The sequence below is a fragment of the Pusillibacter faecalis genome, assembly GCF_018408705.1.
GTDB lineage: Bacteria > Bacillota > Clostridia > Oscillospirales > Oscillospiraceae > Oscillibacter > Oscillibacter faecalis.
Window position 1 is genome coordinate 623,652 of sequence record NZ_AP023420.1, and the last position, 26,244, is coordinate 649,895.

General features: G+C 58.6%; 30 protein-coding genes. 13 read left to right on the top strand and 17 right to left on the bottom strand.

Features of this window, described 5'->3' with window-relative positions:
* Window positions 1-2 precede the first annotated feature (2 nt).
* The 3 genes from rpsG to KJS55_RS03145 all read right to left on the bottom strand — a co-directional run bounded on the left by rpsG (window position 3) and on the right by KJS55_RS03145 (window position 1,369).
* Window positions 3-473 (bottom strand): 30S ribosomal protein S7, encoded by a 471-nt coding sequence (gene rpsG, locus KJS55_RS03135; protein WP_187032081.1) that lies wholly within the window; start codon window positions 471-473, stop codon window positions 3-5.
* Window positions 474-620: 147 nt separating this feature from the next.
* Window positions 621-1,037, bottom strand: a complete 417-nt coding sequence (gene rpsL, locus KJS55_RS03140; RefSeq protein ID WP_187032079.1) for a 30S ribosomal protein S12 — start codon at window positions 1,035-1,037, stop codon at window positions 621-623.
* 92 nt (window positions 1,038-1,129) lie between these two features.
* Window positions 1,130-1,369 carry a ribosomal L7Ae/L30e/S12e/Gadd45 family protein gene (locus KJS55_RS03145; RefSeq protein ID WP_213542626.1) on the bottom strand — a complete coding sequence of 80 codons (240 nt, stop codon included), beginning with the start codon at window positions 1,367-1,369 and terminating at the stop codon, window positions 1,130-1,132.
* Window positions 1,370-1,583: 214 nt separating this feature from the next.
* On the opposite strand from KJS55_RS03145, the gene KJS55_RS03150 reads away from it, so the two are divergent.
* The gene (locus KJS55_RS03150) at window positions 1,584-2,033 is read left to right on the top strand and encodes an RsiV family protein (RefSeq protein ID WP_213542627.1); all 450 of its coding nucleotides are present in this window, start codon (window positions 1,584-1,586) and stop codon (window positions 2,031-2,033) included.
* Window positions 2,034-2,102: 69 nt separating this feature from the next.
* On the opposite strand, the gene rpoC is transcribed toward KJS55_RS03150, so the two are convergent.
* The 5 genes from rpoC to KJS55_RS03175 all read right to left on the bottom strand — a co-directional run bounded on the left by rpoC (window position 2,103) and on the right by KJS55_RS03175 (window position 11,532).
* The gene (gene rpoC / locus KJS55_RS03155) at window positions 2,103-5,879 is read right to left on the bottom strand and encodes a DNA-directed RNA polymerase subunit beta' (protein WP_187032210.1); all 3,777 of its coding nucleotides are present in this window, start codon (window positions 5,877-5,879) and stop codon (window positions 2,103-2,105) included.
* A 54-nt stretch (window positions 5,880-5,933) separates the two neighbouring features.
* Window positions 5,934-9,620, bottom strand: coding sequence for a DNA-directed RNA polymerase subunit beta (rpoB, locus tag KJS55_RS03160; RefSeq protein ID WP_213542628.1), 3,687 nt, complete (start codon window positions 9,618-9,620; stop codon window positions 5,934-5,936).
* Between the two features lie 637 nt (window positions 9,621-10,257).
* Window positions 10,258-10,443 carry a hypothetical protein gene (locus KJS55_RS03165; protein WP_187032214.1) on the bottom strand — a complete coding sequence of 62 codons (186 nt, stop codon included), beginning with the start codon at window positions 10,441-10,443 and terminating at the stop codon, window positions 10,258-10,260.
* 63 nt (window positions 10,444-10,506) lie between these two features.
* A complete protein-coding gene (locus tag KJS55_RS03170) occupies window positions 10,507-11,190 on the bottom strand; it encodes a hypothetical protein (protein WP_213542629.1) in 684 nt (227 codons plus the stop codon).
* A 162-nt stretch (window positions 11,191-11,352) separates the two neighbouring features.
* Entirely contained in the window at window positions 11,353-11,532 is a 180-nt protein-coding gene (locus KJS55_RS03175; protein ID WP_187032218.1) for a hypothetical protein, read from the bottom strand.
* Window positions 11,533-11,588: 56 nt separating this feature from the next.
* Here KJS55_RS03175 and KJS55_RS03180 point away from each other — a divergent pair, with 56 nt between their 5' ends.
* From KJS55_RS03180 to KJS55_RS03190, 3 genes are all read left to right on the top strand, one after another.
* Window positions 11,589-12,038, top strand: coding sequence for a GNAT family N-acetyltransferase (locus KJS55_RS03180; RefSeq protein ID WP_213542630.1), 450 nt, complete (start codon window positions 11,589-11,591; stop codon window positions 12,036-12,038).
* A gap of 99 nt (window positions 12,039-12,137) precedes the next feature.
* The gene (locus KJS55_RS03185) at window positions 12,138-13,394 is read left to right on the top strand and encodes a Rossmann-fold NAD(P)-binding domain-containing protein (protein WP_213542631.1); all 1,257 of its coding nucleotides are present in this window, start codon (window positions 12,138-12,140) and stop codon (window positions 13,392-13,394) included.
* The gene (locus KJS55_RS03190; RefSeq protein ID WP_213542632.1) at window positions 13,388-14,428 is read left to right on the top strand and encodes an NAD(P)H-dependent oxidoreductase; all 1,041 of its coding nucleotides are present in this window, start codon (window positions 13,388-13,390) and stop codon (window positions 14,426-14,428) included. The genes KJS55_RS03185 and KJS55_RS03190 overlap by 7 nt, the downstream gene beginning before the upstream one ends.
* 117 nt (window positions 14,429-14,545) lie before the next feature.
* On the opposite strand, the gene KJS55_RS03195 is transcribed toward KJS55_RS03190, so the two are convergent.
* The 6 genes from KJS55_RS03195 to KJS55_RS03220 all read right to left on the bottom strand — a co-directional run bounded on the left by KJS55_RS03195 (window position 14,546) and on the right by KJS55_RS03220 (window position 18,816).
* A complete protein-coding gene (locus KJS55_RS03195) occupies window positions 14,546-15,229 on the bottom strand; it encodes a hypothetical protein (protein WP_213542633.1) in 684 nt (227 codons plus the stop codon).
* Window positions 15,226-15,954, bottom strand: coding sequence for a permease prefix domain 1-containing protein (locus KJS55_RS03200; RefSeq protein WP_213542634.1), 729 nt, complete (start codon window positions 15,952-15,954; stop codon window positions 15,226-15,228). The genes KJS55_RS03195 and KJS55_RS03200 overlap by 4 nt, the downstream gene beginning before the upstream one ends.
* Complete coding sequence (locus tag KJS55_RS03205) at window positions 15,951-16,292, bottom strand: PadR family transcriptional regulator (protein ID WP_187032230.1); 342 nt, start codon at window positions 16,290-16,292, stop codon at window positions 15,951-15,953. The genes KJS55_RS03200 and KJS55_RS03205 overlap by 4 nt, the downstream gene beginning before the upstream one ends.
* The gene (locus KJS55_RS03210; RefSeq protein WP_187032232.1) at window positions 16,289-16,516 is read right to left on the bottom strand and encodes a hypothetical protein; all 228 of its coding nucleotides are present in this window, start codon (window positions 16,514-16,516) and stop codon (window positions 16,289-16,291) included. Before KJS55_RS03210 ends, KJS55_RS03205 begins: the two co-directional genes overlap by 4 nt.
* A gap of 203 nt (window positions 16,517-16,719) precedes the next feature.
* A complete protein-coding gene (locus KJS55_RS03215) occupies window positions 16,720-17,598 on the bottom strand; it encodes an RsiV family protein (protein ID WP_187032234.1) in 879 nt (292 codons plus the stop codon).
* Window positions 17,599-17,622: 24 nt separating this feature from the next.
* On the bottom strand, window positions 17,623-18,816 hold the full coding sequence (locus KJS55_RS03220; RefSeq protein ID WP_213542635.1) for a tRNA(Met) cytidine acetate ligase: 1,194 nt from the start codon (window positions 18,814-18,816) through the stop codon (window positions 17,623-17,625).
* A gap of 192 nt (window positions 18,817-19,008) precedes the next feature.
* Between KJS55_RS03220 and KJS55_RS03225 the strand changes: the two genes are divergently transcribed.
* From KJS55_RS03225 to KJS55_RS03245, 5 genes are all read left to right on the top strand, one after another.
* On the top strand, window positions 19,009-20,217 hold the full coding sequence (locus tag KJS55_RS03225) for an acetate/propionate family kinase (protein WP_187032238.1): 1,209 nt from the start codon (window positions 19,009-19,011) through the stop codon (window positions 20,215-20,217).
* Between the two features lie 61 nt (window positions 20,218-20,278).
* The gene (locus KJS55_RS03230; RefSeq protein ID WP_187032240.1) at window positions 20,279-20,866 is read left to right on the top strand and encodes a GNAT family N-acetyltransferase; all 588 of its coding nucleotides are present in this window, start codon (window positions 20,279-20,281) and stop codon (window positions 20,864-20,866) included.
* Between the two features lie 224 nt (window positions 20,867-21,090).
* Entirely contained in the window at window positions 21,091-21,471 is a 381-nt protein-coding gene (locus KJS55_RS03235) for a zinc ribbon domain-containing protein (RefSeq protein WP_187032242.1), read from the top strand.
* Between the two features lie 9 nt (window positions 21,472-21,480).
* On the top strand, window positions 21,481-22,164 hold the full coding sequence (gene mtnN, locus KJS55_RS03240; RefSeq protein WP_187032244.1) for a 5'-methylthioadenosine/S-adenosylhomocysteine nucleosidase: 684 nt from the start codon (window positions 21,481-21,483) through the stop codon (window positions 22,162-22,164).
* Window positions 22,165-22,300: 136 nt separating this feature from the next.
* The gene (locus KJS55_RS03245; protein ID WP_187032246.1) at window positions 22,301-23,026 is read left to right on the top strand and encodes a DUF6198 family protein; all 726 of its coding nucleotides are present in this window, start codon (window positions 22,301-22,303) and stop codon (window positions 23,024-23,026) included.
* Here KJS55_RS03245 and KJS55_RS03250 read toward each other — a convergent pair.
* Together KJS55_RS03250 and KJS55_RS03255 are read right to left on the bottom strand one after the other, a co-directional pair.
* Window positions 23,009-23,239: a helix-turn-helix transcriptional regulator gene (locus KJS55_RS03250; RefSeq protein WP_187032248.1), complete on the bottom strand. Its 231-nt coding sequence runs from the start codon at window positions 23,237-23,239 to the stop codon at window positions 23,009-23,011. The genes KJS55_RS03245 and KJS55_RS03250 overlap by 18 nt on opposite strands.
* The gene (locus tag KJS55_RS03255; protein ID WP_187032250.1) at window positions 23,229-23,594 is read right to left on the bottom strand and encodes a DUF3796 domain-containing protein; all 366 of its coding nucleotides are present in this window, start codon (window positions 23,592-23,594) and stop codon (window positions 23,229-23,231) included. Before KJS55_RS03255 ends, KJS55_RS03250 begins: the two co-directional genes overlap by 11 nt.
* A 269-nt stretch (window positions 23,595-23,863) precedes the next feature.
* Here KJS55_RS03255 and rplU point away from each other — a divergent pair, with 269 nt between their 5' ends.
* The 3 genes from rplU to rpmA are packed head-to-tail and all read left to right on the top strand — an operon-like array spanning window position 23,864 to window position 24,837.
* Window positions 23,864-24,175, top strand: coding sequence for a 50S ribosomal protein L21 (gene rplU / locus KJS55_RS03260; protein ID WP_187032252.1), 312 nt, complete (start codon window positions 23,864-23,866; stop codon window positions 24,173-24,175).
* A gap of 2 nt (window positions 24,176-24,177) precedes the next feature.
* On the top strand, window positions 24,178-24,528 hold the full coding sequence (locus KJS55_RS03265) for a ribosomal-processing cysteine protease Prp (protein WP_187032254.1): 351 nt from the start codon (window positions 24,178-24,180) through the stop codon (window positions 24,526-24,528).
* A gap of 27 nt (window positions 24,529-24,555) precedes the next feature.
* The gene (rpmA, locus tag KJS55_RS03270) at window positions 24,556-24,837 is read left to right on the top strand and encodes a 50S ribosomal protein L27 (RefSeq protein WP_187032256.1); all 282 of its coding nucleotides are present in this window, start codon (window positions 24,556-24,558) and stop codon (window positions 24,835-24,837) included.
* Between the two features lie 73 nt (window positions 24,838-24,910).
* On the opposite strand, the gene KJS55_RS03275 is transcribed toward rpmA, so the two are convergent.
* Window positions 24,911-25,159: a helix-turn-helix domain-containing protein gene (locus KJS55_RS03275; protein ID WP_187032258.1), complete on the bottom strand. Its 249-nt coding sequence runs from the start codon at window positions 25,157-25,159 to the stop codon at window positions 24,911-24,913.
* A 100-nt stretch (window positions 25,160-25,259) separates the two neighbouring features.
* Between KJS55_RS03275 and KJS55_RS03280 the strand changes: the two genes are divergently transcribed.
* Window positions 25,260-26,189 (top strand): M15 family metallopeptidase, encoded by a 930-nt coding sequence (locus KJS55_RS03280; protein WP_187032260.1) that lies wholly within the window; start codon window positions 25,260-25,262, stop codon window positions 26,187-26,189.
* Window positions 26,190-26,244: the final 55 nt, after the last annotated feature.

Below are 26,244 nucleotides of genomic sequence, written 5' to 3' on the forward strand. Positions count from 1 at the left end.
ACTTACCAGCGGAAGTGTGCGAAAGCCTTGTTGGCCTCGGCGGCCTTGTGGACTTCCTCGCGCTTTTTCACAGCGGCGCCGGTATTATTGGCGGCGTCCATCAGCTCACCAGCCAGACGCTCCGCCATGGTGCGCTCGCTGCGGGCGCGGGAATACGTGGTCAGCCAGCGCAGACCCAGGGTCTGACGGCGGACAGGCCGTACCTCCATGGGCACCTGATAGTTGGCGCCGCCCACACGGCGGGCCTTGACTTCCAGGCTGGGCATCACATTTTCCATTGCCTGGGTAAACACTTCAACGGGGTCCTTCTCGGTCTTCTCCTTGATCTGGTCAAAGGCCGCGTAGACCACCTTCTGCGCCACGCCCTTCTTGCCGTCCAGCATGATGCTGTTGATCAGCTTTGTCACCAGAACGGAACCGTAGATAGGATCGGGCAGAACTTCTCTCTTGGGAACATTACCTCTTCTGGGCACTATGCTTCCCTCCTTCATAATCATTCTATGATCTCATAGGTACTCAAAAGGCGTATTCCAGCCTTCCGTGTATGCCTGCCAAAGAGGTTTCCCTATACAAAAATATATATAAACCTATTCGGCAAAGCTTTCAGAGTTTCGCAGAACTTACTTCTGCTTGGGGCGCTTGGCACCGTACTTGGAACGGCCCTGCATGCGGCCCTGAACACCCTGGGTGTCCAGCGTACCGCGGATGATGTGGTACCGGACGCCGGGGAGGTCCTTCACACGACCACCACGGATCATGACCACAGAGTGCTCCTGCAGGGAGTGGCCCACGCCGGGAATATAGGCGGTGACCTCATAGCCGTTGGTCAGGCGCACACGGGCGATCTTACGCAGAGCGGAGTTGGGCTTCTTAGGAGTCGCGGTTCTCACGGCGGTGCACACGCCTCTCTTCTGGGGAGAAGGAAGGTCGGTGGTCTTGGTCTTGAGGGTATTCAGACCAAACTGCAGAGCGGGAGAAGTGGACTTGTAGGTAGCCTGTTCTCTTCCTTTACGGACCAGCTGGTTAAAAGTAGGCATTTACGTTCTCCTTTCTTCGTGAATTGGGCGGCCACACTAGGCAGCCTTTATTTTTTGCGGAAAACCTGATAGTTATTCCGAAAAAAACCAAATTATAGAACAGCGACCACAGCAGCGCCCACGGTGATACGGCAGGCCTGGCCCAGCTGGGCCATGGTGTGACTCTGCTCCACAGGAATGCCGGCCATCGCACAGCTTTCAGCCACTGGATCAACGATGGCCGGGTCAGCGTCACAGGCAAGATACACCTGTTTCGCCCGCCCCTCCCGGATGGCTTTGCGGGACTGTTTCACGCCGATGACCTTCTCTTGGGAACTCAGCTCCGTGATCACGGCTTCCTCCTGAATCGCATGGCAAAATTCGCGGAATCTATCCACACGGATTAAGATTATACCATGACTTCCAACATTCGTCAATATCATTTTTTGAGAACACGGTCTCTGAAAATCTGAGGAAACATTTGTAAATTGGGGGAGTGCCGTCTCCCTCGAAACTTCCTGTTCAAGTACTCCGTCTATTAAATGCACCATATAAAAGGAGGTCTACATGATGAAACGTATTCTCATAACCAGATTCCCTTATCTTGCTGTGCTGTTCTCCCTGCTCCTCGTCCTGACAGCCTGCAGCTCCTCCGCGGATTCCGGGCCGTCTTCTGCCGCAGAAAGCCCTGCCCCTGCGGAGACTCCTGCTGATCCAGCCGTCAACCTAGACACGCCCACGGAAGAAAATGCTACCCTGGAGTCCCTCTGCGGGGCGGATTACCAGTCCTATCTGGTGGAGACCATTACCATGCAGATGGAAAACCGGATGGAAAAGACACCGGAGGTAGTCTACTTTCCTATTGAGGATGATAAGCCTCTGACGGATTATGCTGCCATCGACGAGACCACTTCCTTCACAGTGGACGAAGAGGGCAATATCGTGATTCACTTCCCCGCCGGAACTGTGACGGACGAAAGTCACGGTGAGCAGACTTTTATCATGCCGAAGCCATAGCATGCTCTTCTTAATTCAAAGAGGGCCGCGGGATTTCCGCGGCCCTCTTTCCCCATTCACGCAAATACCTCAGCCTTCAAGAACAGGCTCCGCTTCTTCCATAGCCGGAATTTCAGCGGGCGCATCCGCAAAACTGTTGTATGCCTGCAAGCCCGTGCCGGCCGGGATCAGCTTGCCGATAATCACGTTCTCCTTCAGGCCCAGCAAGTGATCGGCCTTGCCCTTGATGGCGGCCTCCGTCAAAACCTTTGTAGTCTCCTGGAAGGAGGCTGCCGAGAGGAAGGAATCCGTAGCGAGAGATGCCTTAGTGATGCCCATGAGGAGTTGGGTGCCCACAGCCTTGCGTAGGGGTTCCCCGGCCTCGTTGGTCTCGCCGGCAGCGTTGCGGCGCTCGATCTCCTCGTTGGCGTCGTCCAGCTCCAAAACATCCACCATGGAGCCGTCCAGCAGCTTGGTGTCGCCCGCGTCCTCCAGACGGACCTTGCGCATCATCTGACGGACAATGACCTCAATGTGCTTATCATTGATGTCCACGCCCTGCTGGCGGTACACCCGCAGGACCTCCTGAATCAGGTAATTATACACCGCGTCGGCGCCGCGGATGCGCAGCACGTCGTGGGGGTTCAGCGCGCCGTAAGTCAGCTGGGTGCCGGCCTCAATCACGTCGCCGTCCTTCACCTGCAGTCCCGTGTGGGGCACTGCGTAGGTACGGGTATCGCCATCGTCCGCAGTAATGATGATGTTCAGGAGGCTTCCCTTGCTGGCCTCTTCAAACTTCACCTTACCGCCGATCTCCGCCAGTGTCGCCATTCTCTTAGGTCTGCGGGCCTCGAACAGCTCCTCCACGCGGGGAAGACCCTGGGTGATGTCGCCGCCGGCCAGTCCGCCGGTGTGGAACGTCCGCATGGTCAGCTGGGTGCCTGGCTCACCGATGGACTGTGCAGCAATGATGCCGACAGCCTCTCCAGGGCCCACGGGATTCTGCGTAGCCAGGTTCATGCCGTAGCACTTGGCGCACACGCCGCTGTGAGCCTTGCAGGTGAGCACTGTCCGGATCATGACGGTGGGGTGCTCGTCAACCGCGGGATCGAAGGCACATGCGTCCTCGGCCCGGGGGTTCTTCTGGACCCACTTGCGGCTCTCCAGAATCTTGGCGTCAGCGGAGGTCATCATCTGCGAGTTGGAGATTAGAACCTCGCCGGTCTCGGCGTCCACCACATCTCCCACTAGGAAGCGTCCATGGAGCCGGTCGGAGAACTTCTCGATGACCTGCCCGTTCTCGCTGATCTCGGAGACCTTAATGCCATGGGTCACACCGCAGTCCTCCTCACGGATGATGACGTCCTGAGAGACATCCACCATGCGGCGGGTCAGGTAGCCAGAGTCCGCGGTCCGAAGGGCGGTATCGGCCAGGCCCTTCCGGGCGCCGCGGCTGGAGATGAAGTACTCCAGAGCGGTCAGGCCCTCGCGGTAGTTGGCCTTGATGGGAATCTCGATGGTCTTGCCGGCGGTGTTGGCGATCAATCCGCGCATACCGGCCAGCTGGCGGATCTGCTTCATGGAGCCACGGGCGCCGGAGTCCGCCATCATGAAGATGGGGTTGTAGCGGTCCAAGTTCTCCTGCAGGGCCTTGGAGACGTCCTCGGTGGTCTTCTCCCAGACCTGTACCACCTGCTTATACCGCTCGTGCTCGGTCATGAAGCCCATCTTGTACTGGTTCTCGATGTCCAGCACCGCCTGCTCGGAGGCGGCCACCATCTCATACTTCTTGGGCGGGATGGTCATATCCGCGATAGACACCGTGATAGCTGCACGGGTGGAGTACTTGTAGCCGGTGGCCTTAATGGCGTCCAGCACCTCTGCGGCAACAGTGAAGCCGTGCTTGTTGATGGTCTTGTCGACAATCTTGCCCAGCTGCTTCTTTCCGCAGGTCTCGGTGATCTCGTAGTCGCACACATGGTTCATGTCGGTCCGGTCTACAAAGCCCAGGTCCTGGGGAATGTTCTGGTTGAAGATGATCCGGCCCGGAGTAATCTCCACCACCCGGGTATAGGTCTCACCATCCACCGTCAGGGTGCGGCGCACCAGAATGGGGCAGTGGGGGCCGATGGCGCCCTCGTTATAGGCCATGAGAGCCTCGTTTTCATTGGCGTAGACGTGCAGCGGCCGATAGGTGGCCTTCCGCTGGTCCTTTCCAAGCGCCGCGTTGGCAGCGAGGAACTCATCCGCATCCACCACGCTCTGACTGCTCAGGCCGGTGTCGCCGGCGTCCTCGCACCAGACGGTCTCGGCGCCTGTTTCCGCCTTGCCCATGCGGTCCATGGTCAGGTAGTAGCTGCCCAGCACCATGTCCTGGGTGGGCACGGTGACGGGACCGCCGTCCTGGGGACGGAGCAGGTTGTTGGCGGAGAGCATCAGGATGCGGGCCTCCGCCTGGGCCTCGGCGGAGAGAGGCACGTGAATGGCCATCTGGTCGCCGTCAAAGTCCGCGTTGAAGGCGGTACAGTTGAGGGGGTGGAGCTTCAGCGCACGGCCGTCCACCAGCACCGGCTCAAAGGCCTGGATGCCCAGGCGGTGCAGGGTCGGGGCGCGGTTGAGCATGACAGGGTGGTCCTTGATGATGACATCCAGTGCGTCCCACACCTCGGTCACGCCCTTGTCCACCATCTTCTTGGCGGACTTGATGTTTGTGGCGGGGCCGTCGGCCACCAGCTTCTTCATGATAAAGGGCCGGAACAGCTCCACGGCCATCTCCTTGGGCACGCCGCACTGGTAGATCTTCAGTTCCGGGCCGACAACGATGACGCTTCGGCCGGAGTAGTCCACCCGCTTGCCCAGCAGGTTCTGACGGAAGCGGCCCTGCTTGCCCTTGAGAAGGTCGCTCAGGGACTTGAGGGCCCGGTTGTTGGCGCCGGTGACGGCCCGCCCACGGCGGCCGTTGTCGATCAGGGCGTCCACAGCCTCCTGCAGCATCCGCTTTTCGTTGCGGACGATGATATCCGGCGCATTGAGCTGGATGAGGCGCTTGAGACGGTTGTTGCGATTGATGACCCGGCGGTAGAGGTCGTTGAGGTCGGACGTGGCAAACCGGCCGCCGTCCAGCTGGACCATGGGCCGCAGCTCGGGGGGGATGACAGGCAGAACATCAATCACCATCCACTCCGGCTTGTTGCCGGAGAGCAGGAAGGCATCCACTACCTCCAGCCGCTTGACGATCCGCGCCTTCTTCTGGCCGCTGGAATCCTTCAGCTCCGTGTGGAGCTGCTTGGAGAGAGCCTCAAGGTCCACATCCTGCAGAAGTTTTTTCACAGCCTCTGCGCCCATGCCTGCCTGGAAGTCGTCCTCGTATTTCTCCCGGTAGTCCCGGTACTCCTTCTCCGTAAGAATCTGATTTCTGCTCAGCGGCGTCTCGCCGGGGTCCGTGACGATATAGTTGGCGAAATACAGCACCTTCTCCAGGATGCGAGGGCTAATGTCCAGCAGCAGCCCCATCCGGGAGGGAATGCCCTTGAAGTACCAGATATGGCTGACGGGAGTTGCCAGCTCGATGTGGCCCATCCGCTCCCGGCGGACCTTGGCACGAGTGACCTCCACGCCGCAGCGGTCGCAGATTTTTCCCTTGTAGCGGATCTTCTTATACTTGCCGCAGTGGCACTCCCAGTCCTTGGTGGGGCCAAAAATCCGCTCACAAAAGAGGCCATCCCGCTCGGGCTTGAGGGTCCGGTAGTTGATAGTTTCCGGCTTCTTCACCTCGCCGTAGGACCAGGCCATGATCTGCTCCGGGGATGCCATGCCGATTTTGATGGCGTCAAACGTGATGTTGTTGCCGGTATTGTGATCGATCATGTTTCGATTTCCTCCTTCAATGATCCAGAATGTTGACGAATGGATGCTTCCGGATCATTCGTCGTCGAAGTCGTCAAAGTCGGCGCCGATATCCATGCCGGCGTCTTCGGGAGCGTCCTCAATATCAAAGCCGGACTCCTGGAGCTCATTATCCTCGGCAATGCTGTGGTGGCGGTCCTCATCGGCGTCCATTCGGGCCAGGTTGAAGGTATCCATGGCGTCTTCGTCCTCTTTCAGCTCAACGACGTTGCCGTCCTTATCCAGCACCTGGATGTCCAGGCACAGGGACTGGAGTTCCTTAACCAAGACCTTAAAGGACTCCGGCACGCCGGGCTGGGGTACGTTGTGGCCCTTGACGATAGCCTCGTAGGTCCGGACGCGGCCTGTCACGTCGTCGGACTTGACCGTCAGGATCTCCTGGAGGGTATAGGCCGCGCCGTAGGCCTCCAGAGCCCACACTTCCATTTCACCGAAGCGCTGGCCGCCAAACTGGGCCTTGCCGCCCAGAGGCTGCTGTGTGACCAGGGAGTAAGGACCAGTGGAACGAGCGTGAATCTTGTCGTCCACCAGGTGATGGAGCTTGAGGAAGTAGACATAGCCCACGGTGACCTTGTTGTCAAAGGGCTCGCCGGTACGGCCGTCATAGAGGACGCTCTTGCCCTCCGGGTCGAGCCCCGCCTCCTGGAGCATCTCTTGAATATCGCCGTAAGTGGCGCCGTCGAAAATGGGGGTAGCCACCTTACAACCCAGGGCCTGGGCCGCGTAGCCCAGATGGACCTCCAGCACCTGGCCGATGTTCATACGGCTGGGTACGCCCAGGGGGTTGAGCACCACGTCCAGCGGCGTGCCGTCCGGCAGGAAGGGCATATCCTCCTGGGGCAGGACCCGGGAGACGACGCCCTTGTTTCCGTGGCGGCCGGCCATCTTGTCGCCCACCTGAATCTTGCGGCGCTGGGCGATATACACCCGCACCACCATGTTCACGCCGGGAGAGAGCTCATCTCCGGCCTCTCGGGTGAAAACCTTGGTGTCCAGCACGATGCCGCTCTCACCATGGGGGACCTTTAGCGAGGTATCCCGGACTTCCCGGGCCTTCTCGCCGAAAATGGCCCGCAGCAGCCGCTCCTCGGCGGTCAGGTCCGTCTCGCCCTTGGGCGTGACCTTGCCCACCAGGATATCTCCGGACTTGACCTCCGCACCCACGCGGATGATGCCGTTTTCGTCCAGGTCCTTCAGCGCGTCCTCGCCCACGTTGGGGATGTCCCGGGTGATCTCCTCGGGGCCCAGCTTGGTATCCCGGGCGTCGATTTCAAACTCCTCAATATGAATGGAGGTATACAGGTCCTCCCGAACCAGACGCTCGTTGAGCAAAACGGCGTCCTCGTAGTTGTAGCCCTCCCAGGTCATGAAGCCGACCAGGATGTTCTGGCCCAGGGCGATCTCGCCGGCTTCAGTGGCCGGGCCGTCCGCCAGGACAGAGGGGTCCTCTCCGCCATGCACCCGCTCGCCCACCTGCACAATGGGACGCTGGTTGATACAGGTGCCATGGTTAGAACGGAGGAACTTGACAAGCTTATACTCCTTGGTCCTGCCGTTATCGTACTTAACCGACACGTGGTTGGCGTCCACAGCAGTGACCACGCCATCGCCCTCCGCCAGCACCACAATTTCAGAGTCGATACAGACCTTGTGCTCCATACCGGTGCCCACGATGGGGGCATGGGGCCGGAGCAGAGGCACAGCCTGACGCTGCATGTTGGCGCCCATCAGAGCGCGGTTGGCGTCGTCGTTGGGCAGGAAGGGGATCATGGCCGTCGCAATGGAGACCATCATTCGGGGGGAGACGTCGATATAGTCCACCCGCTCCCGGTCCACCTCCACAATCTCGTCCCGGTGGCGGGCAGTAATACGGGCATTGATCAGGCAGCCGTTCTCGTCCAGCGGCTCCACCGCCTGAGCGACGATATAATTGTCCTCCTCATCGGCAGTCATATAAGTGATCTGCTCCGTAACCCTGCCGGTTTCCTTCTCCACGGCGCGGTAGGGGGCCTCAATGAAGCCATACTCATTGACTCGGGCGTAGGTGGCAAGGTAGGAGATCAAACCGATGTTGGGACCTTCCGGAGTCTCGATGGGGCACATACGGCCGTAGTGGCTGTAATGAACGTCTCGAACCTCCATGTTGGCCCGTTCCCGGGAAAGACCGCCAGGACCCAGGGCACTCAGACGCCGTTTGTGGGTCAGCTCCGCCAGGGGGTTCGTCTGGTCCATGAACTGGCTCAGGGGACTGGAACCGAAGAACTCCTTGATTGCGGCGGTGACGGGCCGGATGTTAATCAGGCTCTGGGGGGTGACAATGTCCAGGTCCTGGATCGTCATCCGCTCCCGGATCACCCGCTCCATCCGGGAAAAGCCGATACGGAACTGGTTTTGCAGCAGCTCACCCACGCACCGCAGCCGGCGGTTGCCCAGGTGGTCAATGTCGTCCTTTACGCTGACGCCCCGGGCAAGGCCGTTCATATAGTTAATAGAAGTGAGAATATCGTCGATAATGATGTGCTTGGGCACCAGGTCGTCCTTGTGGAGGCGGATCTGATCTTTCAGTTCCTCTCCGTCGTACTGGTTCAGCAGTTCCAGGAGTACGTCCAGGCGCACCCGCTCTTTGATGCCGCACTCGGCCAGGGGATCAAAGTCCACATAATGCTGCAGATCGCACATCTTGTTGGACATGACCCGCAGGGGCTGCCCCTCCACATCGATGGTAACATCGCCAACCCCCACCGTGTCCAGCGTCCGGGCGTCCTCCTTGCTCAGAAGGTGTCCCTCGTCAAAAAGGATCTCGCCGGTGGAGGGGGCCGCCACCGGGTAGACCAGCTTATAGCCCGTCACCCGCTGCCAGAGAGAAAGCTTCTTATTGAACTTGTACCGGCCCACGGTGGACAGATCGTAGCGCCGGGGGTCAAAGAAGAGGTTGTTCATCAGGGTTTCGGCGGCCTCCACCGTGGGGGGCTCGCCGGGACGGAGCTTGCGGTAAATCTCCAGCATCGCGTCCTCGTAGTTCTTGCAGGGGTCCTTTTCCAGCGTGGCTGCAATACGCGGATCGTCACCGAAGGTGTCTAAAATCTCCTGGTCGGTTTTCAGACCCAGGGCCCGGATCAAACAGGTGATGGGGATCTTCCGGTTCTTGTCAATTCGGACCCAGAACACCTCGTTGGAGTCCGTCTCATACTCCAGCCATGCACCCCGGTAGGGAATCACGGTGGCGGTTAGGATGGGAAGGTCGGTTTTGATATCGATCTCCTTGCCGTAGTATACGCCGGGAGAGCGGACGATCTGAGAGACCACCACGCGCTCGGCGCCGTTGATGACAAAGGTGCCGGAGTGGGTCATCAGGGGGAAGTCGCCCATGAAGATCTCCTGCTCCTTGATCTCCTCGGTCTCCTTATTGCGCAGGCGGACCTTTACCTTCAGCGGCGCGGCATAGGTGGCGTCCCGGGCCTTGCACTCCTCCACGTCGTACTTAGGGTCCTCGTCCATCTTATAGTCGATGAACGTCAGCTCCAGGTTGCCCTGATAGTCCGTAATCGCACCTACGTCGGCAAATACCTCCCGCAGGCCGGTGTCCAAAAACTCCTGGTAAGACGTCTTCTGGATCTCCAGAAGGTTCGGCATGGGGACGACTTCCTCATACCGGGCGAAATTCTTACGAAGGGTCTTGCCGTAATACTTGTCTTTGGCCATCTCTCATTCACCTTTCTTCCGCCTCCCCCGCCCTGTCCGGCGCGGGGGGCGAATTGTCTGACGCAGAATGTGATACGCAAGGCTACGTTGTTAAAATTCTTTTCCCACACTCTTGCATCGCCATGGGAAATGTGCTATCCTATCACTAGAGTTCAGGATGGGGGAATTTCCCTTTCTCGTTATATAAGCGGCTTATTTTACCATAGAGTTTTATTTTTGTCAAGGGTTTTTCCGGGCGGCGGCCCGGTTTTTTTGTTGTCCTGGCGATGCTACGCATCCTGCCTGCGCCGTTTTTTACGGGGCATCTATACTGAACGAGGGGCAGCCCCGCAGCATCCTAAAATCAGACAAAGTCTAGGTAAAAAGGTTGGTGTCACACAGAACCAGGCCGGACAGCTTTCTATCCCGCCGCCAAATCCGTGCCGGCAGTCTAGCGAAGGCCGCGTAAGCCAGCCCCGGGAATTATGTATAGAGAGGCAGTTCGTCCGGCGCAGTGGACTCTAAGCCTCCTGGAGCTGGCCGCCTCTTCCTCCGCGCGCTTTGTCCAAAATGTTTTTAAGGAAGTCATAAAATCCAAGGATTCTGCGGGCTCTGTATGAAACGTGAAACTCCGGCCCATGGGCCGGAGTTTCCATTCCTAATCATAGAGCTCTTCGTCGTTATAGTCGTCGTATTCGGAGCTGAATTTCTGACGCAGGCGCTTTTTCATGCCGCAGCACCCCACGGTCAGATCGTGCCAGCCGCCGATCAGCAGGCAGACAAACGCGGCAAAGGCCAGACTGGCGCCGACAATTTTCATCACCATCCGGGCGGTCTTGCTCATGGTACACTCCTCCTAAGTTGATATGGATAGGGATATCATACACCATTCCGCGAGATTTTACAACTATTTTTCTTGGACTCCATAGGGGGTGAACTCCACCCGCTCCAGCCCCTGACTCTCCACCACCCCGGGTTCCTGGGAATTTTTCATCAGGTAGCGAATTTCAAACACATTCCGCTCCGCATTGTAGACAACAGCAGTGGAGGTTACGCCCCGGTCATCGTGATTCGGCAGGTTTTTCGTACTGAGACGTCCCATCCAGATGCCGTCCGGGCGCCGCTGGAAGATATGCACATCCTGATGTCCATCGCCGCCGTAGGTGACATTATTCACCAGCTCCATACCGCCGTCCTCATCTAAATCCACAGAGTAGTCCTGTGGCGGACCCCATCCAAAGCTCTCGGCAATCTGCAGCACCGAGCCGTCCTCCACGGCATAGTACGTCCGCAGGCTCCAGTCCTGGGCTGGGTCCTGGACGGCCAGCCCCTGCCGCTCTGTCAGCCGAAAGCCGGAATAGCCCAGGATGTCGGTAAATGCCTCAGCGCTGATCCGTTCTGCTGGGACCGCCAGCGTCTTGAGGATGGTCTCCTCTCCATCCACCGTCACTACAATCTCCACCGCCTTTTCTGTATTCCCGCTGTCCCGCAGGGTCACTTCGCAGTCTCCGCAGCTCTCCGTCCAATAGCTTTTCCCGCAGCCGGTCAGCAGCACTACCGCGCACAGACAGGCTGTCAATCCACGTCTCATCCGATCCCCTCCCTGCATAGTTGCTTCATTCTATTCAGAAAGGCGGGAAAAATAGGCCTGCTGCGGCCAGCTTTTTTCACTGGGACCTCCAGGATGCATCAGGCCATGTGCCGGCGTCCTCCATTTTGCCGCCCGCAAATACGCCGGCAGAAAGAGTGGGTTCTATCCGATTAAATGTGAGTCCTGCAAATGGGCCACCCGGGCCTGCAGTTCGTCCAGCGTGCCAATACCGCCGTCCTCCCGCCGCAGGGCTGTCTGCACCGCAGGCGGAAGCGTTTGAAAATATTCATAGGCCGACAGGTCCTGGTCCAGCAGGTCTGTCAAACAAAGATAGTGCTCCATGCGTTCACCTCCGGCCATAGTCTGCCCGGAAGAATCCTGATAGTGAGGCGTATTTTATGGAAATCCGGCATATTTTCGACGAAAAACACACATTTCTTCCTCTGCTGCTTCTTGGCGACGAACAGGAGGACATGATCGCGCGGTACCTGGGCCGCAGCGACCTATTCGCCCTGTACGACGGCGGTATTCTCCGCACAGTCTGCGCCGTAATGGACGAAGGCTGCCACACCTTTGAAATCAAAAATTTGGCTACATCCCCAGCGAGCCAGAGGCGCGGCTACGGCTCCGCGATGGTAGCCTTTGTCGCCCGGCGCTGTCAGGAATTAGGTGGGCAGCGTCTGCTGGTCGGCACCGGGGACAGCCCCCTAACGCTTCCCTTTTACCGTGCCTGTGGTTTTCGTGAAAGCCACCGGGTTCCAGATTTCTTCCTGAAGCACTACGACCACCCCATCTTCGAAGCCGGGCAACAGCTGACGGACATGGTGTATCTCTCCATGCAGCTCTGATCCTCTTCCCACCTCTTTTCAAATATGCTATAATGTTTTCCTAACATCGCTGTCCGCCGCCTCCCGTGGGGCAGCAGGATCAGGGGGGAAAGTGATTCCATGTATTTTTATCGTACCGGCGGCGTTCTGGCCGCCTCGTTTCTGCCCAAGCTGCTGCCGGAACCAGCGGTGCCGGGTAGTCCCAGCCTCTTTCTATTCCAGCGTGACCCACAGGAAAGTCCCGCCGCCCTCCGGGTGACGGACACCCGTCAGCTCTCCCAAGGGGGCGTGGATGTCTCCTGGCTGGACCCGGCCCGTCGTGGAGCTGCGCCTGATTTGACACCGGAGGTGACCGCCGCCATCCACGCAGGCACATTGACGGCGGTGAATTTCTCTCACCCCCGTTGGCGGGATGCGTTGTCTTTCTATAAGCCACGAAAAGGGAAAAAGCGGGTGCACTTGCTGGCGGTGGGGGACGTGGGCGGCACGCTGCTCACCGCCCTGAAGCTGCTGGGCGGCAGCGTAATCTCCTCCATCGGCATCTGCGACCTGAATGAAAGGGCCGTGGCCCGCTGGAATGCGGAGCTGGGACAAATTTCCTGGCCCTGGGACTATGAGTCCCTGCCGGAGGTAGAGCCGGTGGAGCCGAACCACCTCTTTGACTGCGACGTATTTCTCTTTGCCGCCACCAGATCCATCCCACCGGTAGATAGTGGCATCCAGGACGTGCGGATGGCCCAGTTGGAGGCCAATCGCCCCCTGGTGGAACAGTTTGCCAGGCAAGCCCGGGCAGCGGGCTTCCGCGGCCTCTTCATCGTCCTCTCCGACCCAGTAGATCCCCTCTGCCAGTCAGTATTCTCGGCCTCCAATCGGGGGCCGGACGGCCGCTGGGACAGCCTTGGGCTCCTGCCGGAGCAGGTGCAGGGTTTTGGTCTGGGTGTCATGAACGCCCGGGCGGCATTCTTCGCCAGACAGGACTCCCGTTTCGCCACTTTTCTCACTGACGGACGCGCTTTCGGTCCTCACGGCCGAGGGCTGGTGATCGCCAATTCCCTGTCCCACTATGACAACGCGCTCTCCCAAGAGCTGACGGAACTAACAGAGAGCGCCAATCTCCGCATCCGGGAGCTGGGTTACAAGCCCTATGTAGCTCCCGCTGTGTCCTCCGGCGCCATGCAGTTGCTGCTGACCCTCCGAGGAGAGTGGCACTGCGGGTCTGTGTGCTTGGGCGGGATCTGGTTCGGTGTGAAAAACCGCTTCACCCCCCACGGGCTGGAGACGGAGGCCTTGCCAATGCCGGATGCTCTCTTTGCCCGCCTGCGGGAGACGGAGGCCCAGCTCCGCGCCCTGGTCAGAGAGGAGCTGAGGGAATGCTAAGTGTTGTCCGCCCCGGCGGGCGCGCCTCGGAGCGCTTTGAAGAAACGTTGGCATACGCTCTGGAAAAGCACTGCTTCAGTGTCACCACATGTCTGCCGGCTCCTATAGAAAACCGCCAGCTCCTCTTTGCCGTTCCGCTGAACGAAAGCGGCATCAATTCTGCGTATTACCAGCTGCTGGCTTTTCTCCGCACCCATCCCGGCTCCCTGAAAGGCTGTGTGGGCGGGGTGCTGGTGGACGGCCCCGGAGACCTGTATACCAAGTCCCTGGGCCGGGAGCTGGCGCTGGCGGCCAGCCTCGCGGGCTGTACCTTTCCGGGCCGGCCGCTGGTGGAAGCCACCGGCGACCTGAGGAACTTCACTGTCCAGGCCAAAAACGCCGGCTGCTCTCTGGAGAAGGCCTACCGCCTGGCAGCGGCAGACCTTGTGGACCGGGTGTGCACCTTTGCCCCGCCCCGGCATAAGCGCCCACGGCTGCTGGTACTCCACGCCTCCAGCCGCGCCACCTCCAACACCTTAGCCCTGTGGGGCCAGGTGCGCGCCCATCTGTGGGATGCCTGTGAGATCCAGGAGATCGGCCTGCGCAACGGCACGCTAGAGGACTGCGCCGGCTGTCCTTACACCATGTGTCTGCACTACGGAGAGCAGGGAGAGTGCTTTTACGGCGGCGTCATGGTCCAAGAGGTCTATCCCGCCATCCGGGAGGCGGACGCGGTGGTGCTGCTTTGCCCCAACTATAACGACGCCCTCTCCGCCAATCTCACCGCCGCCATCAACCGCCTGACCGCCCTCTATCGCTCCGCCCCTTTCACCGACACGGCGGTGTTTGCCATCGTGGTGTCCGGCTACTCCGGCGGGGATCTCGTGGCTAGTCAGGTGGTGGGAGCCATGAACATGAATAAGGGCTTCTGGCTGCCCTCGCAATTCTGTATGCTGGAGACTGCCAACGACGCAGGCACGGCCTTGACCCTGCCTGGAATTGGTGAGAGATTAGATCATTTTGCAGAAAGCATCTTGCATCAGCTGATTGGATAAACCAATATTCATTTGATGCCATCAATCAGCAGACCCGCACAAAAGTGTGCGGGTCTGCTGATTGTTACGGCTACCATCCATATTCAGGTTGTTCTCGGCGGAATCATAAACTCCCCCTCAGCCAAAGTAAGAGTGCGTTCCCGTCTCAATCTCAAACTCCGTCACCACATTTCCGGTGCTGTCATAGCCGGTCGCCCAGGCATGGCGGCTGGAGTCATAGGGCCAGGCAGCGATGGTATGGGAGAGCAGAAAGTGGCGATGGCCTTTCCATTCCAGGAAGTCCTCCGGCCCCGCCGGCAGGCAGGCCGCCTCCTCCCACTCCTCGGTCCCATCCTCATGGTAATAGACACCCCGAACGCTGACTTCTACCCGCTCGATGGCAGGGTCGTCTACCCGGCCATAGTAGTAGCAGACGGTCTCCTCCCTCTCGTCCCGGCTCATGGTCATCTCCCCGGCGTAGAGAGGTTCGCCGGTGGTGCAGTCCAATGTCCATCCAAAGCCTCCCATCCAGCCGTAGAGCGATAGGTAAGTATCTGCCAGAGTCACGGCGTCCTCGGCGGCAGTGAGATAGACCAGATGGGTCCTGTGAATCTCCGGGGCCCAGTCCCGCGCCAGTACTCTGCCATGGGGCGCTCCTTGGCGCTCCTCTACCTGCCGGATGCCCTGGATGGGCAGGAGAAAGCCGATCTGCATGAAGTGGTTCACCGCCAGCAGGACGAGCAGAAAGACAGCGAACCGCCGCAAAACCCACCGCCGCCGGACGTACAGCTTCTCCCGTTTGGGTGTTTCCTGCTTACTCATGGCTCCACCTCCGGCAGCGGGATCTCCACAGTGATGCTCTCGCCAAATCGCTCGTAGCGCAGTGTGATCTGGGAGTCTCCCGGCTCCACCGGTAAGTAGCGCAGCGTATAGTCCGCCCCAAAATTGCTCTTGCCGCCGCCTCCCATGTTATGCTCCGGAGCCTCTCCCCGCTGGTCCTCTAGAACCACGTTGTTCAAAAGCTGCCCAGATACTACACCGCCCGGAATCCGGTCATAGGCCGCCATCGCCACCTCCACCGCCCGCACACCGTCCCGGATTCCCACGGAGACCCGGTAGACCCGCAGGACATCGTTACCCACTGGAATCCGAATGTCCGGCCGCTCCGTAGCCAGAGCTTCGTAGCTGCTGAAAGTCTCATCCGGTACCGTTCTGGCTTGTATACTCCATAAAAGATTTGATAAAATGCCCAATCCCAGCAGCGCCTGGATGCACAGCACAACGGTCAGTGCCACCGCCGCCCGGCTCAAAAGTACGAACCCCCAGCCGGTGTACTGCTTGTTCAGTTCCCGCCCTACCTCTTTCGGGTCTCCCATCAGGGCCACCGTCCGCTCCTCTGCCAGTGGCTCGTCATATCCAAGGTCCAGCAAGGCACAGATATGATCCTCCATATGGGCGTCGATCTCCGCGCGGATCGCCCGCCGCTCATCCTCTGTCACACGGCGCAGAGCGGAGAGCACCGTGTCCGTGTACTCCCGCCGGGTCATGGGGCCGGATTCAGGCCCAGACTGGACCGCAGCACCGCGTTGATGGCGCTGGAATAGGTCTGCCAGGACTTCGCCTCGCTTTTCAGAAAGGCGGCTCCCCGCCGGGTCAGATGATAGTACTTCCGTATCCTTCCCGTGGGAGCCTCCTGCTGATACGCCTCCACCAGCCCTTCCCGCTCCAAACCGTGGAGCACCGGGTAGAGTGTGCCCTCCTTCATCTCAAAGGTGTGGTCCGAGCGGCGGGCCAGCTCCATGATCATCTGGTAGCCATACATATCCTCTCCCGCCAGCAGGGAGAGCACCAGCAGGTGTGTGTGGTCTATCGTCCTTTTTTTCATGGCTCCTCCTTGTCTTTCAGCGCCTGTTCCAGCGCGGCAACCCGTTTCTCCAGTTCTTCCACCCGGTCCGCCTGTCCCTCGAACAGCTGTGCCAGTACGGTCACTACCAGGGCGCAGAGTACCAGTGCTCCCCAAGTGTTCTGCAACAGCATCCCGCCGCCAAACAGCAAAAAGCCCCAGATCAGCACCAAACTGGCTGCAAACGTCCCTAAAACACGCTTCAACAGAACTCCCCCCTCCGGCAAATACATCGAGATTCTATGCATTTCTTAACAAAGAGTATACATAGAAACGCAAGGTATGTCAAGCAAAAAATAACAGCCTTTCAGAAGGCTGCTACTCTTCAAAGTACTCGCCGCATACCACGCTGAAAACCATGCGGGCAGGTGAGGAAAACGCTTACCCGCCCGCACAAACAGGACTGGAATTACGGGCTCTCAAGCTCCAGGATTTCCCGGGCATGGGAACTGAGATGCGGTTCCATCCACCTGTAAGAGAAACGGAAGGTCTGAGGGCCCAACGCATAAGCCGCCAATTCATAAGGAGAAAAAGTCACCACCATCCCCTCCTGATCAAAAGAGACCGCGGCTGTACTCCAGTTAGCGGCAATCTCCCGATAATCCTCCCAGTATGCCTCTGCCGGAATGGTACCGTCCTGCGCCGGCTCGCCCGCCTGCCGGATGATCTCCTCCGTCACCGCTGCCTGCAGGTCCTGTCCCTCCCCCAGAAGCTGCGGTTCAAAAAATGTCCCCTCTTCCAGGTCAAAGTTCCAGGCCATCATCCAGGTATTGGGATGGGCCGCGCCATCTATATGGCTATAGTAAACACCAAAAACACTGATTAGATGCTCTGTTTGATAAACGCTGCAGTCCAGCTCCAGCACATACCCGCTTGTCCACTCCATCTGCTCCGCCCTGCGCCAATCCAAATCCGCCTGTGCTTCCTGCGTCAGGCCTTCAAAGTCCTCAGCAGTTACCCAGGTAGAAAAGCGGTCGTTAAAGGCCGCCGCCATCGCCAGAGCCTGTTCCTCTGCCGGTGTCTCCGCATGCTCAATCACAGTACCGTCCTCACGCGCCGCCCGCAGTGTTGGCAGTGTATAGCTGTAAGAGACCAAGGGTGTGCCATCCTCAGCAAAGGAGGCATCCTCCCAAGTTTCTAGCTCCGCCGTATAGCAGATGGCCTCCTCCGCCGTGGATTCCAGCATCGCTGTCGGCGGCAGCGGCGAATTTTGAACATTTTTGACCGCTGCGGCGGAGGAACAGGCTGTCAGCAGAATCGACATCATCAAAACAAGCAGTGTTGGCATAAGGACTCCTTTCCAAGGGGAAATTCACAGGATCACAGGCCCCTCCCTCCAGGCACTGCCGCCCTTTGCAGCAGCCAGGTCAGGATAAGCCAGTGTATACAGGTCCGCCGCGCGAACCTCCAGATGAAAGAGCGCCTGGGCGTGCCCGCTCAGGCATCGCACATCGGCGGGCTTCGTCAAAACAGGCACCGCCGCCGTCCTGCGCATCCGGGCCAGCAGCCCCCGGCCGGCCGCATTGGCAGCCAGAACCCGCAGGTACGGAACCCGTTCTGGAACATCAGAGGGAGTCAATCCCAGATAGGCCCACAGCACAAGCCTCCGCAGGCGGGCATAGGCGTATCGCTTGGTTTTTGCCGCTTCCAGAAGCTCCAAGAGGGTGGCGGCGCTTCGGCTGGCGCGGTACAGGCGGTTTCCAAGGCCCTCCCGTCCGCTGTCCAGGGCGGCAAAATCCGTCTCCTCCATGGACCTCAGGCGGGCCAGAACCGCCCGCTCACAGACCTCAGAAAATATGGGGGCCCGGCCAGCTGCCTCTTCCTCCCGATACGCCCGGGCCATGGCCGGTGTCATCAGATCAAGCGCACGCGCACTCTCTCCCGCCCGCAAAAGTGCTCGGATGGCAGAGGCCGAGGGATGCTCCCCCTGTGGGGTCTCACAGTCGTGGGCATCCCCTGTCCGAAGAACCGCCAGCGGCCGGATTCCGGACCGGCGGGCCAGCAGAGCCTTGCAGTATTCCACGCCCAGATTGTTATTAGGGCTCTTCAGCAAGGCAGCCCGCTGTGCGCCCAGAATTGTTTCCGCCGCCATCTGGCGGCACACGGCAAAGGGCAGTCCCTGATCTAAAAAGCGGCGCAAATGGCCGCGGTAGCACTCCGAGCGCAGGCACGCCGCCGTCTCCATCAGTGCCGGTATGTCCGCGCACTCGCTGCCAAAGGCCAAATATGTCACAAGGCCCGTGGACTCCAGAATCTCCACAGCGCCATCAGCAAATCCCTCTGCCGAGGAGATTGCCCAGGGCAGGGGAAGCTCCAACACCAGGTCCAGGCCGCTTTCCACCGCAGCCCGCGCCCGGGCCTGCCGGCCAAGCAGGGCAAAATCTCCCCGCTGGACAAAGTTCCCGCTCATGACGCCGATCACTGCGGTATCTGCTCCCAAGGCAGCCCGCGTCTGCCGCAGCAGGTGCAAATGGCCGGTATGCATGGGATTGTATTCTATAATCATACCCGCAGTTTCCACAAAATTCACCCCAATTTGATAACAAAAAAATGACATTTCGGTAAAAATAGTGGTTGTCACCGAAAAAAACTCTGCTATAATGTGGTATAGTGGCCTGATTTTGGAGGCCTTGTGGCAGTATTTTATATGATTTCGGGAGCGGCCGCAAGCCCTCCCAAAAAAGAGGAGAGGTAATCCATGAACATTCTTGTTATCAATGCCGGCAGTTCTTCCCTCAAGTATCAGCTTCTCAATCCTGACAGCGGCGTGCTCTTGGCCAAGGGCCTGTGTGAGCGCATTGGGATTGACGGCAAATTTACCTATAAGCCTCAGGCGGAGGGTAAAGAGGTTTTGAAGGCCGTGGACGTTGCCATGCCCACACACTCCGAGGCAATCCAGGCCGTGCTGAACGCTCTGGTGGACCCCAAGAACGGCGTGGTCGGCTCCATGAAGGAGATTGATGCCGTCGGCCACCGGGTGGTGCATGGCGGCGAGGCCTTTGCCGGCTCCGTTCTCATCACCGACGAGGTGATGAAGGCCCTGGAGGACTGCATCCCTCTGGCGCCCCTTCACAACCCCGCCAACATCACCGGCATCAACGCCTGCACTGCCGTCATGGGCAAAGAAGTTCCTCAGGTGGCCGTGTTTGACACCGCTTTCCACCAGACGATGCCCCCTAAAGCGTATATGTATGCCCTGCCCCACGCCTATTACGAAAAGGACAAGGTCCGCCGCTACGGATTCCATGGTACCTCGCACAAGTACGTCTCCACTCGCGCCGCGGCCATGCTGGGCAAAAAGCCTGAGGAGGTCAAGCTGATCTCCTGCCACCTGGGCAATGGCTCCTCCGTTGCTGCCGTGGACGGCGGCAAAAGCGTGGACACCTCCATGGGCTTCACCCCCCTGGCGGGCGTACCGATGGGAACCCGGTCCGGCGATGTGGATGCGGGCATTTTGCAGTACCTGATGAACAAGTACGGCATGGATATTGACCAGATGCTGGACGTGCTGAACAAGAAATCCGGCGTGGAGGGGCTCTCCGGTGTCTCCTCTGACTTCCGGGACCTGGAAAATGCCGCAGAGGAGGGCAATGAGCTGGCAATTCTGGCCCGGGACAAATTCGCCTATGAGGTGAAGAAGTATGTGGGCGCCTATGCGGCGGCTATGGGCGGCGTGGACGCCATTATCTTCACCGCCGGTGTGGGTGAGAATGACGGCGGCATTCGAACTGCCATCTGTCAGGGACTGGAGTTTATGGGGGTGAAAATGGACCCCGCCACTGCCGGCATTCGCGGTGAAGAAGCTGTGCTCTCCGCGCCCGATTCCAGTGTCAAGGTCCTTCTAATCCCCACCAATGAGGAATTGATGATCGCCATGGACACTGCCGCTATCGCATCCGGCAAATAATTTGCCGGGAGACAGGAGATGTTCCATCTCCTGTCTCCCGGGTATCGGCTAGGGGGGGCTCATGAATATTCAGTTTGCCTCTGTCGGTGACAGCGCCGATCTTTTGGAGATTTATCGAAAATACATCGATACTCCCATTACGTTTGAATATACGCTTCCCACTCTGGAAGACTTCTCCCGCCGGATTGAAGAGGCCCTCCAGTTCTACCCGTGTCTCATCTGCCGGGAGGAGAACCAAGTCCTGGGGTATGCATACGCCCACCGGCAGGCGGAGCGTGCCGCTTATCAGTGGAATGCGGAGCTATCTATCTACCTGGACCCCGCCTGTACTTCTCGCGGTCTTGGCCGGAGGATGTATGCGATATTGCTGGAGCTTTTGCGGCTTCAGGGCATCCGTACCGCCTATGGCTGTGTCACCTTGTCCAATGAAAAGAGCAATCGTCTCCATCTGGGAATGGGGTTTTCCCTGGTAGGTGTCTACCACAATGCCGGCTATAAGTGCGGCCGCTGGTGGGATGTAGCCTGGTACGAAAAATCTCTCGCTTCCTATGGAGAGGCACCGGCACCTCCTCATTCCGTTCATACGCTCTCTCCCACAGAACTCTCCGCAGCTTTGGGCCTCGCCAGAGGAGAAGGAGCCGCAGTCTAAAAAGTCTTTTTCAGGTTAAGGAAGTTCTCACATCTTCGCAGCGCTCAAACGACTTCTGATACAGCCTCCCTTTGGATATCTCCCGCAGTTCTTTATCCTCGCCAATCAACACCGGAAGGTGTCCCCGCAGCCTGAAACAGCCGCCGTCGGCTGTTTTTTTCATTGCCCTCCGCTTGATTCTGTGTTACACTAGATGATCATATCTTTAGGGAAGGAGTCCGCTTATGAAAAGCATCAAACCTGGCCGGGGTCCATCGGCCATGGGAGCTATGGGCTCGATTATTGCGGTTATTTTTGGAATTTTCTGGACCATTGCTGCTGCCTCCATGGGCGCGCCCTTCTTTTTTCCCCTGTTCGGTGTGCTGTTTATCATCATGGGCATTGTGCAGGCGGTGTACAACTTCAAAAATGCCACCGGGGAGCACCGCTTCTCGGAATTTGACATTGTAGACGGCGCGGAGGAGCCAGATCCGCTGGAGCGGCGGTTCCACAGCGAAGGACCAGAGTCTTCCGCTTACCGTTTCTGCCCATACTGCGGCGCCAGACTGGGTGCAGAATTTGAATTTTGCGGCAAGTGCGGCAGGCGCCTGCCGGATGATCAGTGAGGTGTCTCCATGAGAATCGGACTGCAATTCGCCATGCCATCAGAGCTTCGTGCCCTACCGGAAATCTGCGAGCCTTTTGAAACGCTTTCCGGCGTACCTTTTTTTGAAATTGAGCCGGATATCATTGCTTGTGCCGGAGGTGTCGGGAAGGTCAATGCCGCCATGAGCGCGGAAATCCTCTGTCTGAAATACGGCGTAGACCTGCTTGTAAACGCCGGCGTGGCCGGCTGTACCGGAGACTTGCCCACCGGAAGTCTGGTTGTGCCCTCCGCTTTTTTGCAGCACGACGTGGACACCACCGCTGTGGGAGACCCCATCGGCTTGGTTTCCACGGTGAACCAAGTGGAGTTTCCCACCTGGAGACCAGAGCACTGTGTGGCGCTTCTACGCTCGCTGGGCGTGGACGCTGCCACCGGGCGAACCGCCACCGGCGACTGGTTTGCCGTGAAGAGCAGCCGGGCGGCCTGGGTGCGTGATACCTTCTCCCCCCTGCTGGTGGAGATGGAGGGCTGTGCCATCGCTCAGGTCTGCCTGCGAAATCAGGTCCCCTTTACGGCTTTGAAATCTGTATCTGACCACCTCTTCTCCGACCGTCAATCGGAGGAGTATTTTGATTTTTCACAGGCCTTGGAACATTTGGGGAGAATTCTCCTTCCTTTTGCCAGACTTCTGCAGAGGGAATCTCTCTCATAACAGCAGGTACCGTCTTGATTCCGGGCCAGCTAACACAGCGGAGCTGTGGCACTGCATGGTACGGTATCTGAGCCGGTCGTTGTTCTGCTGACTCTTCCTATGTGGGAAAACAATTTCGTTGGGAGGAAAAGCCGGTATGACGAAAGCACGGGCTGTCCGGGTCCTCTTTTATCTGCTGGGTCTGCTGACGTTGGCCTTTGGCCTCACACTAAATACCAAAACCGGCTTTGGCGTGTCGCCGATTGTCTCTGTCGCCTATACGGTCTCCTCTATTTGGGAGCTGAACTTTGGTAATGTGATGTTGGCTGAGTATGTGGTGTTTGCAGCACTGGAAATTGTGCTTCACATCCTGATGTGGCGCCAGAACAGGATGTCTGTTTCACGCTTTCGGTCCATCCTGATAATGGACCTGCTGCAACTTCCGCTGACCCTCCTGTTCACCCGCTTTATGAATCTTTTCTCCACCGTCCTGCCGGATCTCACGGCGGATTGCTCTTTCTTGGGCAGCGTGGCCGGGAGACTTCTTGCTCTCCTGACCGCCGTCGTTTGCACCGGCGTCGGCGCTGTACTCATCCTAGACATGCGGCTGATTGCCAATCCGGGAGATGGTATCGTCCAGGTTCTGGCCGACTTTTTCAACGCGGAGGTGGGCCTGACAAAAAACTGCTTTGACGCTGGAAATCTCTTGGTGTCTATCTCCCTGGGCCTGTTTTTGTCCGGCCGGCTTACCGGCGTCGGCCTGGGTACGGCGGTGTCCATGGTGTGCGTGGGCCGGGTGATGGCGCTGTTCAACCGGTTCTTTTTGGAGAAGCTGCATCAAGCTGCGGGCATGGCGCTCCCTGCCTTAGAAACTCCTGTATGATCCCGCCTCTGATGTTTCCGCCTCCACGGTAAACACCTCTTCAATGGAAACGCCGAATACCGCCGCGATGTTCCACGCCAGCACCAGAGAGGGATTATAGCGCCCCTTTTCCAGGTTGCCAATGGTCTCCCGCCGGACACCCACCATCCGGGCCAAATCCTCCTGTTTGAGCCCCAGCCGGGCCCGATGCTCCTTCATCCGGTTACGTATCACGGCCCAGCCCCCAGCTCTCCCGCAGTTCTCCCCAGGCGCACAGCAGAGAGAATACCACCACGGACAGTGCCCAGCCGGCGGTGCAGCCAGCGGTCAGGGCCCGGTCCGGAGAGGCCGCCCCCAGTGTCAGCATCCCCAGCGTGACGGCGGCCATGCTCAGCATCCCCACAACGAAGGCTCTAGCCCCCGCCCGGGCCATCCGCGCCTCCGTCATCTCGTCGGCGGGCAGAAAAAAATACTGGAAATCCACGGCGAAGGCGAAGAATGCCAGGAAGCTTCTGGTCTCCGTAAAGACACCCACCAATCCCAGCAGGGAGAGAACTCCCAGCATTCCATACAGTTTCTGTTTTTTCATCAATCGCACTCCTTCTTTGTGTCGATTCAATGTGGTATATTTCGCTTATAATGTTATAAATATAACACCTTTTATAGAAATGTCAAGTCCATGCTCTAGTTTTCATTCCACTGCACTTTTTCTGCAAAAAAGGGGCTTTTTCCCTGAAAAGCCATTGACAAGGTACTCTTTGGCTGATATACTTGTTAAGCCGCTTTGAATGGGTATGCAAGCGTCCCAGGAGGACCGCCCCCGACAGCGAGCCCGTAAATGAAGGAGTTGAAACAAGCATGAACGCAATTATCGTAACCGGCGGCAAGCAGTACAAGGTGGCCGAGGGCGACGTGGTCTACATTGAGAAGCTGGACCAGGAAGCCGGCGACACCGTGAAGTTTGACCAGGTTCTGGCCGTCATCGATGGTGAGAAGGCCACCTTCGGCACCCCCGTGGTAGAGGGCGCCAGCGTGGAGGCCACCATTGTCAAGAACGGCAAGGGTAAGAAGATCCGCATCTTCAAGTACAATCCCAAGAAGGGCTACCGCAAGCGTCAGGGCCATCGTCAGCCCTACACCAAGGTCGAGATTCAGAAGATCTCTGTCTGAGTATGACCACAGTTCAATTTCGCATGGAGGGTGGCCGGATTACCGGCTTTGATGCCGTCGGACACAGCGGCTACGCCGAGGAAGGCACCGATATTGTCTGCGCCGCCGTCACCAGCGCGGTCCGCCTGGTGGAGGCTACGGTCAACGATGTGCTGGGCCTTGCGGCTTCCGTCAAGGTGCGGGAGAAAGACGCGGCGATTCTCTTTCGTCTTCCCGGGGGACTGGACCCTATGACAGAGAATACCTGCCAATCCCTGCTCACCGGCCTGATGGTCTATTTCACCCAGCTCCATGACGAGTATCCCGACAATGTGGAAGTTTTGGAGGAAGACGAGCCTTCCTCTCCATTCTAGAAATCTATCAGAAAGGATGGTCCTATCATGATTCGTATTGGTCTTCAGTTCTTCGCTCACAAAAAGGGCGGCGGCTCCACCAAGAACGGCCGTGACTCCGAGTCCAAGCGGCTTGGCCCCAAGCGGGCGGATGGTCAGTTCGTCAAAGCCGGTAATATCCTGGTTCGTCAGCGTGGTACCCGCATCCATCCCGGCATGAACGTGGGCATCGGCACGGACGATACCCTGTTCGCCAAGGTGGATGGTGTGCTCCGCTTTGAGCGTCTGGGCAAGGATCGCAAGCAGGCTTGCGTGTACGAAGCTGAATAAGTGAGAAAAAGCGAGGGTCTTCTGACCCTCGCTTTTTTCACGTCCGGCGCACCTGTGGAACCCAAAAAATGGATCAGGTATCTGAAATCCCCAGCAGCTGTACCGGTGACACCCCCAGTGCCTTTGCCAACAGCAACAGCTCGTAGTCCGCGATCACCCGATCCCCCGTCTCCATCCTGCTGATGGCCTTCTGGCCAATACCGTAGCCCATGAGTTGGAGCTTCGCCGCCAACTGCTCTTGAGACAGGTCTCTTTTCGTTCTCCAAGCCCGCACCTGGGGGCCTGCCACGTTCAGCGTCTTGCCATATGGATTGATCTTCATGGCTCTCCTCAGTCATCTTTAGAATACTTTTTCTTGACAGTATCATGCTTGGTCTGCTAAAATTATTCTAAAAATGACTAAATTGGAGGAAATTGTCAGTATGGCAACAAAATACGCTCCCAGACACCGCCACCGGCGCGTCCTACCCCTGCGCTTCCTGCCCGCTATCTGCGCGCTGTGCCTTCTGCTGGGCTTTTTGCTGGGGCGAGGCGTCCAGGCCCTTTCCGTCGGTGATCCCCTCTCGGCGGAGACGATGGGCGCGGATGCAAAGGACTGGGTGCGTCCAGAGGGCGCCTGTCTCACCAGCGGTACGCTGATTCTGGTCAGCAATGAAGTGCCCTTCTCCTTTCCGGAGGAGCAGGCACTCTGCACCGTTCTGGAGGAGAAGAACGACTGCTACCTGGTGCGGGACAGCACGGTACAGCTGGCGCCGGAGGCGATGGAGGCTTTGAACCAGTGGATGGAGGACTTTCTCGCCCAAGGCGGGAGCAAGACTGTGAACGTGGTGGCGGGGCACCGGACGGAGGCGTTTCAGCAGCACCTCTTTGATCAGTCCGCTGATCGGAACGGACTGGAGCACGCCCAGCACTACGTGGCCCTCCCCGGCCGCAGCGAGCACCATACTGGCTACGCCCTGGACCTCTCCCTCTATTTCTCCGACGGCACCAGCGCTGACTTTGACGGCACCGGCTCCTATGCCTGGCTTGCCCAGCACGCGGCAGACTATGGCTTTGTCCTCCGCTACCCCGCGGACAAGGAGTCCGTCACTGGCATCTCCTATGAGTCCTGGCACTACCGCTATGTGGGGCGGCCCCACGCGCGGGTAATGGCAGACAGGGGCCTCTGCCTGGAGGAATACCTGGACCTCCTGCGGCAGTATTCCAAGGACGCTCCTCTCTCCGTCACGGACGATGGCCGCGCCTATCAGGTCTATTTCTGTCCGGAAAACGACCCGCTGGTCCCCGCTGGCAACGCTTATACGCTCTCCGGCAACAATGTGGATGGTTTTCTTGTCACACTTCTCTCATAGTAGCCTTTTTCTTCTTGACGTACCGCACTCTTTTCGCTAGAATAGTTGAGATTGG